Here is a 12,899-nt window from a genome sequence, read left to right on the forward strand (position 1 = left end):
GAGCCGAGGCTCTCCTTTTTCGCTTTCAGACGGGATTAGTTCAGTCGAGCTTAACGCCCAGCCGTTGCGCTACCTCTTCATAGGCTTCGATCAGGCCGCCCAGGCTCTGGCGGAAACGATCTTTATCCATCTTGTCCATCGTCTGCTTGTCCCACAGACGCGCGCCGTCCGGTGAGAATTCGTCGCCCAGCACCACTTCGCCTTTGAACAGGCCGAACTCCAGTTTGAAATCGACCAGGATCAGGCCCGCGTCGTCAAACAGTTTGCTCAGCACCTCGTTGGCTTTAAAGGTCAGCTCCTGCATGCGTGCCAGGTTCGCTTTGCTCACCCAGCCGAAGGTTTCACAGTAGGATTCATTGACCATCGGGTCATGCTTCGCGTCGTCTTTAAGGAACAGATCGAACAGCGGCGGATTGAGGATCATCCCCTCTTCCACGCCCAGACGTTTTACCAGCGAGCCGGCCGCGCGGTTGCGTACTACGCACTCCACCGGCACCATCTCCAGCTTTTTCACCAGCGCTTCGTTGTCGGAAAGCAGCGCCTCCATCTGGGTCGGAATGCCCGCTTCCTGCAGCTTAGTCATAATGAAATGGTTGAACTTGTTGTTTACCATTCCCTTGCGATCGAACTGCTCGATTCGGGCTCCGTCGCCTGCTGACGTATCGTTGCGGAATTCGAGTACCAGCAGATCCGGATTGTCGGTGCTGTATACGGTTTTCGCTTTACCGCGATACAACTCAGCTCGCTTTTGCATCTTGTTAACTCCAGACTTGAAAATTTCGGGTGTTCTGCGACGGCGGGCCGCTGGGGGATTGCCGCGACGCAATCGTTTACTTCGCCGCGCGCTATTATGCCAGAGACGAAAAAAAAAGGCCGGAGAATCTCCGGCCCTGAGGCGATTTATTTGTTAAGAGCCGCCTGGAACACGGCCACCAGCGCATCGTTCTGCGACTGGGTGAGCACGTGGCCTTTGGGATCGATAAACTGCAGGCTGCTGCGGTTACCCAGATCGCCGACCTGGACTTTATAGTCGCCGTTCGGCAGTTCCGGATCTTTCGCGCCGACATCATCCCACGTGCTGCTGCCCGGCGATTTATAGGTAACGCTGAGGCTGCCCTGCGGGCGGTTGCTGTCGGTCACTTCCATGCCGATGCGCTTCATCGCCTGCGGCAGACGCTGCCAGGCAACGTTGAACGGCGTACGCAGCACCAGCATCGGCAGACCGGTATCGTCCGCGCCGCTCTGCACGTCAATGCTGCCGCTGGCGCGACCCGCCGCCGCGTTTTCGCTGGCGAGGTCGATTTTATCCAGCCCGGCGCTGATCGCATTAAGCATCTGCGCGGTGTAGCGCTGGATCTGCACCGGCGAGGTGACCGCTTCGCCTTTCTGCTGCAGCTCAAGCAGGCGTACCGTCAGCACCTGCTGATAGCTCTGCGACTGCACGCTGATCTCATAGCGGCCGCGATACTGATTGTCTTCGTCGGCGCGGTTCCACTGCACCCAGTCGGTGGTCAGCTGCTGACGCGCATCGTTGCGCTGCGCAACAGGAAAGTTGCTGGATTCAACAACTTTATTCACCTGCGACCAGACGGAGCCGCGGTTTTTTTCCAGCATTAGCACGCCGGTATTGCCGGTAAACTGCGCGCGCGCGCCGTTGACCAGCGCCAGCGGCTGAGCCGGCGGACGAATATCGAGCTGCTTGCCGACGTTGCCGCTGGCGGCGGTGTGCGGCACGTCGTAATCACCGTGTGCCACCGGCAGGATCATACCAGCCGGCGCCTGCAGATCGTGCAGCTCACTGGCCTGTAAATAGGACTCGTCACCGCTTACCTGACGTTTATAACGTTGATCGTTAGAGCACGCCGTTAACAGCATCGCAGTAGACAGCGCCACGACGGTCGCAACCGTTGAGCGCTTTACAGAATGATTCATTGAAACTCCCTAACTTATCGCAAACCCGCTTTAATCAGCGCCTGCTCAACTTTTGGTATGGCCGCTGAAGTCAGCGGCGTCATCGGCAGACGCAGCGTGTCACTGGCGATTAATCCTAACTGTTTCGCTGCCCATTTGACCGGGATAGGATTGGGTTCACAGAAAAGCGTCTGGTGCAGATGCATCAGACGCTGATTCAGGCGACGCGCTTCAGCGAAATTGCCCTGTTGCGCCAGCGCGCACAGTTCAGCCATTTCACGCGCTGCGATGTTGGCCGTTACCGAGATAACGCCCTTGCCGCCCAGCTGCATAAGGTCCAGCGCGCTGGCGTCGTCGCCGCTGACAATAATAAAGTCCTCATCGACCAGTGCTTGGATCTGGCTAACGCGCGATAAGTTCCCGGTCGCCTCTTTGATTCCGATAATATTTTTGATTTCAGCAAGGCGAGCGACGGTTTCCGGCAGCATGTCGCAGCCGGTGCGTGAGGGGACGTTATATAACATTTGCGGCAGCGCCGTACTTTCCGCGATCGCTTTAAAGTGCTGGAACAACCCTTCCTGCGTCGGACGGTTGTAGTACGGCGTTACGGTCAGGCAGCCAACCACGCCGCTGTTTTCGAAACGTTTGGTGAGAGAGATGCCTTCTGCGGTGGCGTTAGCGCCGGTACCGGCAATCACCGGAATACGTCCGTCCGCCAGCTCCAGCGTCAGCATCACCACATCGCCATGCTCTTCATGGCTCAGAGTCGCGGATTCGCCGGTGGTGCCGACGGAGACGATCGCCGCGGTGCCGCTGGCGACGTGATAATCAATCAGTTTCTTCAGACTCGTACGGCAGACATTACCTTTGTCATCCATTGGCGTAACGAGCGCAACAATACTTCCCGTGAACATTGGCGATCCCCTCGACAAACAAGTGCTTCATGGTACGTTTTACTTCTGTTGAAAAGCAAGCAGGCCACGCCCCTCCTGCGCTTGTCAGCAGTTTTTTTTATGTTTACCTTATGGTTATTAGCGAATGAACAGGAAATCCCACTTTGCCGCAGTCTCAGCCCCACCATTTGGTGATCACCGCACTGGGTGTTGACCGTCCGGGTATCGTCAATACGATTACCCGCCATGTCAGCAGCTGTGGATGCAATATCGAAGACAGCCGTCTCGCCATGCTCGGGGATGAGTTCACCTTTATTATGCTGCTCTCCGGCAGCTGGAACGCCATCGCGCTGATCGAATCGACGCTGCCGCTGAAAGGCGCGGAGCTTGAGCTGCTGATCGTGATGAAGCGCACCAGCGCCAGAACGCGTCCGCCGATGCCGGCGACGGTCTGGGTTCAGGTCGAGGTGCCTGATTCTCCCCATCTTATTGAGCGGTTCACCGATCTGTTCGACAAACATGCGATGAATATTGCTGAGCTGGGCTCTCGCATCAAACCAGGTCAGGCAGATCAGACGCCAACGCTCTATATTCAAATAACGGCGCACAGCCCGGCGGGTGTAGGCGACTCGCAGTTTGAACAGGCGTTTTATGCCTTGTGCCGCGAACTCAATGCTGAAGGTACGCTGCGTTTTTACAGCCTGGCCGATGAAGATGCGGCGACGCTTCAGGGTTCACGCTAAGCTGTAAATAAACCGGGGCTATTCCTCCACATCACTGATGTCTGGCTATGTGGCGCAATATCCCCTGATGGCGACTTTCCACCTGACGCGGTTCGTCAGGCAGCCTGTCGCCCACAGCATAAAGAAAAATGGAGAGTAGTGATGAATCCACTGAAAGCCGGTGACACCGCACCGAAATTTAGCTTGCCCGACCAGGATGGCGAACAGGTAAATTTAACCGACTTCCAGGGACAGCGCGTTCTGGTCTATTTTTACCCGAAAGCGATGACGCCAGGATGCACAGTGCAGGCTTGCGGCCTGCGCGACAATATGGATGAACTGAAAAAAGCGGGCGTGGAAGTGCTGGGCATCAGCACCGATAAGCCAGAAAAGCTGTCGCGCTTCGCTGAAAAAGAGCTGCTGAACTTTACGCTGCTCTCTGATGAAGATCATCAGGTCTGCGCAGCGTTTGGCGTCTGGGGCGAAAAATCCTTTATGGGTAAAACCTATGACGGCATTCACCGCATCAGTTTCCTGGTGGGCGCCGACGGCAAGATCGAAAAGGTGTTCGACGATTTCAAAACGTCCAACCATCACGATATCGTGATGGACTACCTGAAGTCGCTTTAACACACGCGGATGCGGCTTAGCGCCGCATCCCGCTTCCTCTCTTTACGAGACAGAACTTCCCGCAAGCGGCGTTTGCGCTTCCGCTACCCTGACGCAGTTTCGCCCGTCATTTTTCGCCTGATAAAGCGCGGCGTCTGCCTGTTTCAGGCTCTGTTCCAGCGAAACCGCCTCATCTTGCCAGCCCGCCACCCCGACTGAAAGGGTAATGGTGCCGACCTCGGCCAGCGATGCCGCGGCGATGCTGACGCGTATGCGTTCCGCAATGCGGCGCGCCTCCTCGATATCGGTCATCGGCAGCAGCATCAGGAACTCCTCTCCGCCATTGCGGCATACCACATCGCTCTGACGCGCGCTGGCGCTCAGCGTTTCCGCCACCTGCTGAATCACCCGGTCGCCGACATCATGCCCCCAGTTGTCGTTGACCCGCTTAAAGTGGTCGATATCCAGCGCCAGTACGGCGAACGGCTGACGCATCGTCTGATAAAAGTCGAGCACCGCACTCAGGCCGCGCCGGTTAAGCAGCTGCGTCAGCGGATCGGTCTGCACTTCTGACTTAAGGCGGCCGATCTTGTCCTGCACCAGGCCGATGCCGGTCAGCAGCGCGCGCTTAACCTGCGCCGCCTCGAAGTACCAGGCATGAACAGCACTAAGCTCCTGTGAAACGCCGGGCGCATCCATCTGACGCGCCTTACGCGCCAGCTGCCAGAGCGGCAGCGCGATCAGCCGCGCCAGGATCACCGCCACCAGCAGCGTCAGCAGCGCGAAAGGCACCGAGCGTTTCAGCACCTGCATCAGCAGGCCGGAAAGCGGCTCAAGCGTCACGGCGGTAGGCTTAAGCGCCACCACCGTCCAGCCCGTAGTCGGCACCACCGCATAGCCGGCGAGGCGCGACGGTTCGCCCGCCAGCTGTAGCTGCAGCGAGCCGTTGGTCTCTTCCTGATGACCGTTAAGCAGCGCAGGCAACGTTTTGCCGATCAGCTGCCCGTTCTGGTGATAGAGCACCCGGCTCTCGCTGTCCAGCACGTAGACGCTGGTGCCGTCGCGATAGTACTGCTCGCCAAGCAGCGTATTCAGAATACTCTTCTTTTTCAGATAGATGGTGCCGCCCACATAGCCGAGATAGCGTCCGTCACGGCTCCAGATCGGCCAGGAGACGAAGATAATCAGGTTGTTCGCCGCCGAAATAGTGGGTTTGCTGATGGCAGGCTGTCGCGCGCTTAGCGCTTCGCGCGACGCCTCGCTGGTAAGATGCATGCCCTGCAGCATCAGGGATTCCGGCGAGATAGCTTTAACGACGCCGTTAGCGTCGACCACCGCCACCGAGTTAAAACTGCTGGTCTGCTCGCGCAGGCGATCGACCTCCCGACGCAGCAGCGCGGGATTATCAAAATCGTCGCCGAGCAGCCTGGCGCTGTAGTGCAGCTGCGACTGCGCCAGCTGGAAAAAAATTTCGGTGGTGGAGGCCAGCTTGGTGGCGTAAGCGCGATTCGCCTCCAGCGTGCTGTCGATCAGCGCCATACGCTGCACGCGCCAGGTAGCATAGAGCGCGTTGGTCAGCGTAACTACGATGCTGACAATAGCGAGTAACGCGATAAGCGTGCGCAGATCGGTTCTGGGACGCAGGCGCATTAACATAGCGCGCCCGCTGCAAAAGATAAGTACATGCTGAAAGGCCTGAGAATGTCGTTATTGTGGGAGGTTATCTGCCCTGGTGAGGCAAGGGGCAAGTGTACACCCTGCCGCCCTCCTGAGCACCTTTCCAACCGTTACATTCTCTGACACCCGCTATTCGCGCCCGGCGTTAATCAATCAAACCGTGTTGATCGTAGAATGGCCAGGGGCCGGAATAGTCGCCGATGGCGCACTGGTGCGTCACCATCATCCCCTGCTCCGGCTGCCAGCAATGCAGCAGGAAGCCTGGCGGCTCCAGCACAAAATGGGCCGGGCCGTCCGGCTGCAGGTCAAACGCCACCTGATGGGACACGCCCGGCGCGCACACCGCCAGCGTACCGGCAAAACGCGCCTGCAGGCTGCGGTGCAGATGGCCGCACAGCACGCGCTCTACCTGTGGATGGCGGGCAATAATGGCCGCGAGCGCGTCGGGATTGCGCAGCCGCTGGCGATCCATATGGTCGATGCCGCAGATAAAAGGCGGATGGTGCAGCATAACCAGCGTCGGCGCGGCCGGTTCGCGCGTCAGGCTTTCCTCCAGCCACGTCAGCTGATATTCATCGACATAGCCCCAGGGCTGTTCCGGCACGCTGGAGTCGAGCGCGAGCAGCTTCAGCGGCCCTACCTTCAGCTGCCAGTTAAGCGTAGCGCCGTGTTGAAGGTAGTCATGATCAATAAAGACTGCGCGCAGCGCCTGGCGATCGTCATGGTTGCCCGGCATCAGGCGGAACGGCAGCTGCAGGCGGCGCAGGGCCAGACGCAGCGTCTGATACTCCTCCACCGTACCGAAATCGACCAGATCGCCGGTGATCACCACCATATCCGGCTGTGGCCGCAGCGCGTTAAGGGTGTCGATGGCGCGCAGCAGCGCGGCCTGCGTATCCACTTTTTTATAGGACAGGCGACCGTTCGCCTTGATATGCAGATCGCTGATTTGCGCAATCAGCGTAGGTTTGGCAAACACAAAACTCTCCTTAATAACCGGTAAATTCCAGCGCGGCGCGCGGCGCCAGCGTCCAGGTGACGCGTTGCCCGGCGTGCCAGGCCTCCCGCGCATGACGCTCTACCTGAATCGGCGCGGCGAGACCGATATCGATCTGCAAACGCTGCGCGGCGCCTAAAAAAGTGCTGCCGACGATGTAGCCGTGGCGCGCGTAGCGGTTGTCGTCCGCCAGTAAGATATCCTCCGGGCGGCAGAACTGACGCGGCTCGCCGTGGACGTCGGTCTCGACGCAGTTAATCGCGCCGACGAAATCGGCGACGAAGCGCGTCGCTGGCCGCTGATAAATCGCCTGCGGCGTGTCGATCTGGGCGATACGCCCCTGCTCCATTACCGCGATGCGGTCGCCGAGCGCCATCGCCTCCTGCTGATCGTGCGTGACGTAAACGGCGGTAATGGCGAGCTTTTTCAGCAGCGCGCCGATCTCAAGCCGCAGGCGCTCGCGCAGTTTGGCGTCAAGCGCTGCCAGCGGCTCGTCGAACAGCAATACTTTCGGCCGCGCGGCCAGCGCGCGCGCCAGCGCCACGCGCTGCTTCTGGCCGCCGGAGAGTTTGTCGATAGCGCGGTTTGCCAGCGCGCTGAGATCCACCAGCGCCAGCATCTCTTTCACCCGCGCTTCACGCTCGACGCGCGCCACCCCTTGCACTTTCAGGCCATATTCGACGTTTTGCGCCACGTTCATATTGGGAAACAGCGCGTAGTTCTGAAATACCATGCCGACGTTGCGCTTCTCGATCGGCAGCGCGGTGACGTCGCGATCGTCGAACCAGACTTCGCCGCCCTCGTCGCTGCTCTCCAGCCCGCTGATAATGCGCAGCGTGGTGGTTTTGCCACAGCCGGATGGCCCAAGCAGCACCAGGGTTTCACCGGCGTGAACGGTAAGATCGAGCGGATGCAGCGCGGTATGTTGATGAAAGCGGCGCGAGCAGCCGCGCAGCGTGACGGTAACGGCATCGTTATTCATGCCAGCTCCTTAACAGCGTTTCGCGTCGCCTGGCGCGTCAGCCAGTGATTGCAGGCGTTCAGCATCAGCAACAGCGGTAAAATCATAACGATAAAAATCAGCGTATAGGCCGATCCCACTTCCAGCCGCATCGAGGCGTAGCTGTCCGCCAGCCCTACCGGCAGCGTTTTCGTCAGCGGCGTATGCAGCATCCAGGTGATATTGAACTCCCCTACCGAGAGCGTAATCACCATAAACGCGCCCGCCAGGATGCCGTTGCGGCAGTTGGGCACCACCACGGTGAAAAAACGACGCCAGAATCCGGCCCCCAGGCTGGCGGCTGCCTCTTCAAGGCGCGGCAGCTGAATCGCCTGCATCACCGCCAGCACTGGACGGATCATAAAGGGCAGCGTAAAAAGCACGTGGCCGATCAAAATAAACAGCCAGCTGTCGCGCAGGCCGTTAAACCGGCCATAGAGCAGAATAATGCCGAGCGCGGTAGCCAGACCCGGCAGCGCCACCGGCAGCATCAGACACTCTTCGATGCGGGCGGACCAGCGCGGCGGCGCCTTCAGCAAACCCCAGGCAGCGGGCAGCCCGATCGCGACAGTGATCGCCAGGCAGCAGAGCGCAATCAGCAGCGACAGCCAGAAGGTATCGGCGTACAGCTCCCACACCTGTCCAACCCACTTCAGCGTCAGGCCGCTGCGCAGGCCGATAAAGTAGTTCTCCGTGACGCCCGCCAGCATCGACAGCACCACCGGCACGATCATAAACAGCGCCGTCAGCGTGGTGATGCCAGCCTGCAGATAAAACAGCGTACGACGTTTCATCACGCTTCCTCTCCCGACGCCCGCGTCAGGGCGCGCGCCAGCATCAGGCCCAGCCAGGCGACCGCGCCCATAACCACCGACAGCGCCGCAGCGGTGGCGAAATTGGCGTAGTTGGTGAACTCGCCGTAAATCGTCAGCGGCAGCACGCTAAGGCTGGTGCCCAGCGTAAACGCGGTGCCGAAGGCGCCCATACTGGTGGCGAAACAGAGCGCGCCGCTGGAAAGCAGCGCCGGCTTCAGTCCCGGCACGATGACGTCCCAGGTAATGCGCCACTGACTGGCGCCCAGCGAGCGCGCCGCCTCTTCCAGCGAGCGATCCAGTTTTTCGCTCGCTGCCACCAGCGTGACGATGGCGCGCGGCAGCGAAAAATAGAGGTAGCCGATAAAGAGGCCGCTGAGCGAATAGGCGAGCGTCCAGCGCTCGTGAAACAGGCTCATGCTCAGCTGCGCCAGCACGCCCTGGCGGCCCGCCAGCATCACTACCAGGAACCCCACCACAACGCCGGGAAAGGCGAGCGGAAAGGTCAGCAGCGCCAGCAGCGTACCGCGCCCGGCGAAGCGCTGACGCGCCAGAAAACAGCCGACCACGGCGGCGATCAGCAGCGTCATCAGCGTCACCGCCAGCGACAGCAATACGGTGTTGAGCAGGCTTTGCAGATACTGCGGCTGGCTAATGACCGTCCAGTAGCCGCTCTGCTGCGTGGTGCGGTCGGGCGTGACGCCGATCTGTAGCAGACGCGCAAAAGGCAGCAGCCAGAAGGCGGCAAAAAACAGCAGCGCGGGCAGCAGCATCCAGGGCCAGCGCGCGCCCTGATGCGCCCGACGGCGCAGGGCCGTCGGCGCGCGGCTGCGGGTATCCAGCAGCAACATTAACGGATCTCGCTCAGGTAGCGGGCGGAGAAGGCTTTTTGTGCATCGGCCATCTGCTGGTAATCAACAGTCTGGGCGCGGGCGTAGTCGCTGTCAGGCAGGAATTTCGCCTTCGCCTCGGCGGACATCGCCGACGGACGCACCGGACGCAGGTAGGCGTTGGCCCAGATAGCCTGCCCTTTATCCGAGAGCACGTAGTCGATCACTTTTTTGCCGTTGACTTCGTGCGGCGCGTTCTTCACCAGGCTGATGACGTAAGGCACCGTTACCGTACCCTCTTTCGGGATCACAAAGGCGACGTTGGCATGGTCTTTATATTTGGCGCGGTAGGCGTTGAAGTCGTAGTCGAGCAGAATCGGGATCTCGCCTGAAATCAGGCGCGCATAGGCGGTCTGCTTTGGAACGATCGGCTGACTGGCCTGCAGCTTTTTGAACCAGCTGAGCGCCGGAGTAAAGTCCTGCATGGTGCCGCCTTTCGCCTGGTTCACCGCCACGGCGGCGACATAGCCGACAAAGGCGCTGGAGGGATCGAGATAGCCCACCATACCTTTATATTCCGGCTTAAGCAGATCGTCCCAGGATTGAGGCACCGGCGCGCCACCCAGCGCATCGACATTGACCATAAAGCCCATGGTGCCGGAGTGCAGCGCCACCCATTTGCCGTCGGGATCTTTCATGCCTGCCGGGATCTCATCCCAGTGCGCCGGTTTGTAATCGGCGATCACGCCGGTGCCCGCCGCCTGGATGCCAAAACTTACGCCGTAATAGACCACGTCGGCGACCGGATTACTCTTCTCGGCGACCATCTGCGCCAGCGCCTGGCCGGAGTTTTTATTATCCTGCGGCACCTGAATGCCGGTATCACGCGCGATGGCTTTCAGCTGCGTTCCCCAGTCCGCCCATTCCGGCGGGCAGTTGTAGCAGATCGCGCTTTCCGCCGCGTGGGCAGCCTGGCTCGCCATACCGCATGCAGCCAGCAGCGCCGCAGCGGTTAACTTTTTCATTTTGTTGTGCGTTGACATGTGGATTCCCTGGAGTTGACGAAAGTAGAGCGCGGCGCGGGCGCGATGCTCTCGCCCAACCGCAGGTGGTGTGCCAGCATGCGGGGCCCGCCGCTGGATTGTTGTAAAAGCATATCGATAGCGCATGCGCCAAGCAGATCGCTGGGCTGCACTACCGAGGCAAGCGACGGAGAAAGATGTTCGCCGGTTTCAATGCCGTCGAAGCCCATAATTGAGAGCTGGGTCGGCACCTGAACGCCCGCGCGCGCGGCGGCACCCATCAGGCTGATGGCCAGCAGGTCGTTACTGCAGATCACTGCCGTCAGCGGATTTGCGCCCTGCAGACGCGGCCGCAGCTGCTGAAAATCGGAGCGCGTATGGCTCGGCATCTCAATCAGCGGAAAGGGTTTCAGCCCCGCCTGCTGCATCGCGTCGCAGTAGCCGAGAAAGCGCTGCTGCGCGCGATCGGACTGCCAGACCGGCCCGGTAACCATGCCGATATGACAATGGCCCAGCATCAGCAAATGTTCGGTGGCTTCAGCCATCGCGCGGCGGTTATCAACGCAGACGCTCGGCCAGTCCGCGCTTTGCGGCACGTTGTGCGCCAGCACAAAGGGCATCTGCGCCGCGGCCAGCGTCGGCAACACGGCGCTGCGATCCGCGTCGGCCACCGTCAGCACCAGCCCGGCGACGCGCTGACGCAGCATATGCTCCACAATTGCCGCTTCGCGTTCGGCCTGATAGTCGCTGGTGGCGACCAGCAGGCCAAATCCAGCCAGCCGCGCCTGCCGCTCCATCGCCTGAAGCTGCTGCGCAAACACCGGATTCAGCAGTGAAGGCAGCAATACGCCAAGCGTGGTGGAGCTTTGGGTGCGCAGCTGACGCGCGATATGGTTAGGCCGAAAGCCGAGCTGATCGGAAGCCGCCAGCACGCGCTGCAGCGTACTCTCTTTCAGCAAATGGGGATCGGAGAAGGCGCGCGCCGCCGTGGCGCGAGAAACGCCCGCCAGTTTCGCTACGCTGATTAAATCCGTCATTTTTCCCCCTCAATACGCTGATGAGAACGATCTCATTGGCGCTCAAAGTAAAGGGGTTGTATGACAGAACAATCGCAGCGGGATGACGAACAGATGACAGCGGCGCGCGGCCGCTGTCAGAGAAGGGCTTACAGCATCAGGAAGGCGTAACCTTCGTTTTGCAGCGTTGCGACGGTGGTGCCGCTGGAGATGGTGTGGGTAACGCGCTGATCGATCCACTCGCGCTGCAGGTTGTGGAAAGCCACCGACTGGTCGCAAATCGATACCTTCACGCCCGCTTTTTCCAGCTCGTCGATCAGCTTAAGGTTCGGGTTGTCCACGCCGTACGCTTTATGGAACTGCTCGTTGTTCAGCGCCGCCGACACCGCATCGCTGTTGATCGATACCACAAAATTCAGCTGATTCAGCGGCACGCCTGCAGCGTAATAGAGGTTAGTTACGCGTGCGACGCGCTCCAGACCCAGGTTCGGCTTACGAATATCGCCTTCACTGCGGTTAACCTGGAAAACGATTTTATTGCTCAGGCCCGGTACGGTGCCTGGTTTATAAGCGGGCGTATCGACATAGTGAATTTTGCCGTAGCCTTCAATCGCGGGCGTACTCCAGAAATCTGCTGGCTGCGTGTTGTTATCGGCGAATTTGCCGCTTACTTTTTCATATAATTCCGGCAGCTGTAATACATTGCCGCCAATAAACCCGGCTATAGCTGCCACCACAATATAGGCCGCTGGACGCATCGTTATTCTCCTGCTTGTTATTTTCAAAGTGTGATTACATCTGTAGCCATGCGTAACCCTGGTTCTCCAGGGTTGAGACCGTGGTCGGGCTGGAAAGCGCATGGACAACTGATTTATCGATCCAGTCGTTGGGGTAATGGTGGAAAGCCACCGACTGGTCGCAGACGGAGACCTTCACGCCCAGCTTATTCAGCTCGCCGATAAGCTTGAGGTTGGGATTGTCTACGCCATAAAACTGTTTGAAATGGGCGTTATCCAGCATCGCTGGCGTTGCGTCGCCCGTCACCGAGACCACGAATTTCAGATCTTCGGCGGGAACGCCGGAGGCGACATAGAGATTGACCACGCGCGCTACGCGCTCCAGGCCAAGGTTAACGTCAGTCATCGCGCCGTCGCTGCGGGTGATCTGGAAAACGATTTTATTGCTCAGGCCCGCAACCGGTTTGAAGGCGGCATCCGGCTCGTAGTGGATCTTTCCATAGCCTTCAACGGCAGGCGTGCTCCAGAAGCCTTCGGGATCGCTGGGTTTGGCGGCGAAGTGGTTAACGACCTTTTGATAGAGCGCGCCGCTCTGGGTAACGCCCGCGCCAACAGCACCGCCAATAATAGCGATGAGCGCGTAAGATACAGCTGAACGCATAAATTCTCTCCG

Annotated in this window: 14 protein-coding genes; 2 read left to right on the top strand and 12 right to left on the bottom strand. The window is 59.6% G+C overall.

The features are described from left to right. Nucleotides 1-40 precede the first annotated feature (40 nt). The 3 genes from purC to dapA all read right to left on the bottom strand — a co-directional run bounded on the left by purC (nt 41) and on the right by dapA (nt 2,825). On the bottom strand, nt 41-754 hold the full coding sequence (purC, locus tag MHZ89_RS10180; RefSeq protein ID WP_033753802.1) for a phosphoribosylaminoimidazolesuccinocarboxamide synthase: 714 nt from the start codon (nt 752-754) through the stop codon (nt 41-43). A gap of 146 nt (nt 755-900) precedes the next feature. Next, complete coding sequence (bamC, locus tag MHZ89_RS10185) at nt 901-1,932, bottom strand: outer membrane protein assembly factor BamC (RefSeq protein WP_311782898.1); 1,032 nt, start codon at nt 1,930-1,932, stop codon at nt 901-903. A gap of 14 nt (nt 1,933-1,946) precedes the next feature. Further along, nucleotides 1,947-2,825 carry a 4-hydroxy-tetrahydrodipicolinate synthase gene (gene dapA / locus MHZ89_RS10190; RefSeq protein ID WP_311782899.1) on the bottom strand — a complete coding sequence of 293 codons (879 nt, stop codon included), beginning with the start codon at nt 2,823-2,825 and terminating at the stop codon, nt 1,947-1,949. 143 nt (nt 2,826-2,968) lie between these two features. Here dapA and MHZ89_RS10195 point away from each other — a divergent pair, with 143 nt between their 5' ends. Both MHZ89_RS10195 and bcp read left to right on the top strand, forming a co-directional pair. After that, nucleotides 2,969-3,547 (top strand): glycine cleavage system transcriptional repressor, encoded by a 579-nt coding sequence (locus tag MHZ89_RS10195; protein WP_311782900.1) that lies wholly within the window; start codon nt 2,969-2,971, stop codon nt 3,545-3,547. Between the two features lie 141 nt (nt 3,548-3,688). After that, nucleotides 3,689-4,156 (top strand): thioredoxin-dependent thiol peroxidase, encoded by a 468-nt coding sequence (gene bcp / locus MHZ89_RS10200; protein WP_120457616.1) that lies wholly within the window; start codon nt 3,689-3,691, stop codon nt 4,154-4,156. 42 nt (nt 4,157-4,198) lie between these two features. Here bcp and MHZ89_RS10205 read toward each other — a convergent pair whose 3' ends face one another. From MHZ89_RS10205 to MHZ89_RS10245, 9 genes are all read right to left on the bottom strand, one after another. Continuing rightward, on the bottom strand, nt 4,199-5,791 hold the full coding sequence (locus MHZ89_RS10205; RefSeq protein ID WP_311782901.1) for a sensor domain-containing diguanylate cyclase: 1,593 nt from the start codon (nt 5,789-5,791) through the stop codon (nt 4,199-4,201). 166 nt (nt 5,792-5,957) lie between these two features. Continuing rightward, complete coding sequence (locus MHZ89_RS10210) at nt 5,958-6,791, bottom strand: phosphodiesterase (protein WP_311782902.1); 834 nt, start codon at nt 6,789-6,791, stop codon at nt 5,958-5,960. Nucleotides 6,792-6,801: 10 nt separating this feature from the next. Beyond that, nucleotides 6,802-7,791, bottom strand: coding sequence for an ABC transporter ATP-binding protein (locus MHZ89_RS10215; RefSeq protein WP_311782903.1), 990 nt, complete (start codon nt 7,789-7,791; stop codon nt 6,802-6,804). Next, nucleotides 7,788-8,603, bottom strand: coding sequence for an ABC transporter permease (locus tag MHZ89_RS10220; RefSeq protein ID WP_120457608.1), 816 nt, complete (start codon nt 8,601-8,603; stop codon nt 7,788-7,790). The genes MHZ89_RS10215 and MHZ89_RS10220 overlap by 4 nt, the downstream gene beginning before the upstream one ends. Next, nucleotides 8,603-9,472 carry an ABC transporter permease gene (locus tag MHZ89_RS10225; protein ID WP_311782904.1) on the bottom strand — a complete coding sequence of 290 codons (870 nt, stop codon included), beginning with the start codon at nt 9,470-9,472 and terminating at the stop codon, nt 8,603-8,605. The genes MHZ89_RS10220 and MHZ89_RS10225 overlap by 1 nt, the downstream gene beginning before the upstream one ends. Then, nucleotides 9,472-10,494, bottom strand: coding sequence for an ABC transporter substrate-binding protein (locus tag MHZ89_RS10230; protein WP_311782905.1), 1,023 nt, complete (start codon nt 10,492-10,494; stop codon nt 9,472-9,474). The genes MHZ89_RS10225 and MHZ89_RS10230 overlap by 1 nt, the downstream gene beginning before the upstream one ends. After that, the gene (locus MHZ89_RS10235; RefSeq protein ID WP_311782906.1) at nt 10,473-11,510 is read right to left on the bottom strand and encodes a substrate-binding domain-containing protein; all 1,038 of its coding nucleotides are present in this window, start codon (nt 11,508-11,510) and stop codon (nt 10,473-10,475) included. Before MHZ89_RS10235 ends, MHZ89_RS10230 begins: the two co-directional genes overlap by 22 nt. Before the next feature lie 128 nt (nt 11,511-11,638). Then, entirely contained in the window at nt 11,639-12,247 is a 609-nt protein-coding gene (locus MHZ89_RS10240) for a DsrE family protein (protein ID WP_311782907.1), read from the bottom strand. Nucleotides 12,248-12,281: 34 nt separating this feature from the next. After that, complete coding sequence (locus tag MHZ89_RS10245) at nt 12,282-12,887, bottom strand: DsrE family protein (RefSeq protein WP_311782908.1); 606 nt, start codon at nt 12,885-12,887, stop codon at nt 12,282-12,284. Between the last annotated feature and the right edge of the window lie 12 nt (nt 12,888-12,899).

Source organism: Pantoea sp. ACRSB, from assembly GCF_022346905.1.
GTDB classification, from domain to species: Bacteria; Pseudomonadota; Gammaproteobacteria; order Enterobacterales; family Enterobacteriaceae; genus Pantoea; species Pantoea piersonii.

Coding starts and splice junctions, on each gene's coding strand:
- dapA (WP_311782899.1), bottom strand. CDS start 2,825: ATGTTCACGGGAAGTATTGTTGCGCTCGTTACGCCAATGGATGACAAA.
- MHZ89_RS10235 (WP_311782906.1), bottom strand. CDS start 11,510: ATGACGGATTTAATCAGCGTAGCGAAACTGGCGGGCGTTTCTCGCGCC.
- MHZ89_RS10245 (WP_311782908.1), bottom strand. CDS start 12,887: ATGCGTTCAGCTGTATCTTACGCGCTCATCGCTATTATTGGCGGTGCT.
- purC (WP_033753802.1), bottom strand. CDS start 754: ATGCAAAAGCGAGCTGAGTTGTATCGCGGTAAAGCGAAAACCGTATAC.
- bcp (WP_120457616.1), top strand. CDS start 3,689: ATGAATCCACTGAAAGCCGGTGACACCGCACCGAAATTTAGCTTGCCC.
- MHZ89_RS10205 (WP_311782901.1), bottom strand. CDS start 5,791: ATGTTAATGCGCCTGCGTCCCAGAACCGATCTGCGCACGCTTATCGCG.
- MHZ89_RS10215 (WP_311782903.1), bottom strand. CDS start 7,791: ATGAATAACGATGCCGTTACCGTCACGCTGCGCGGCTGCTCGCGCCGC.
- bamC (WP_311782898.1), bottom strand. CDS start 1,932: ATGAATCATTCTGTAAAGCGCTCAACGGTTGCGACCGTCGTGGCGCTG.
- MHZ89_RS10240 (WP_311782907.1), bottom strand. CDS start 12,247: ATGCGTCCAGCGGCCTATATTGTGGTGGCAGCTATAGCCGGGTTTATT.
- MHZ89_RS10230 (WP_311782905.1), bottom strand. CDS start 10,494: ATGTCAACGCACAACAAAATGAAAAAGTTAACCGCTGCGGCGCTGCTG.
- MHZ89_RS10225 (WP_311782904.1), bottom strand. CDS start 9,472: ATGTTGCTGCTGGATACCCGCAGCCGCGCGCCGACGGCCCTGCGCCGT.
- MHZ89_RS10220 (WP_120457608.1), bottom strand. CDS start 8,603: ATGAAACGTCGTACGCTGTTTTATCTGCAGGCTGGCATCACCACGCTG.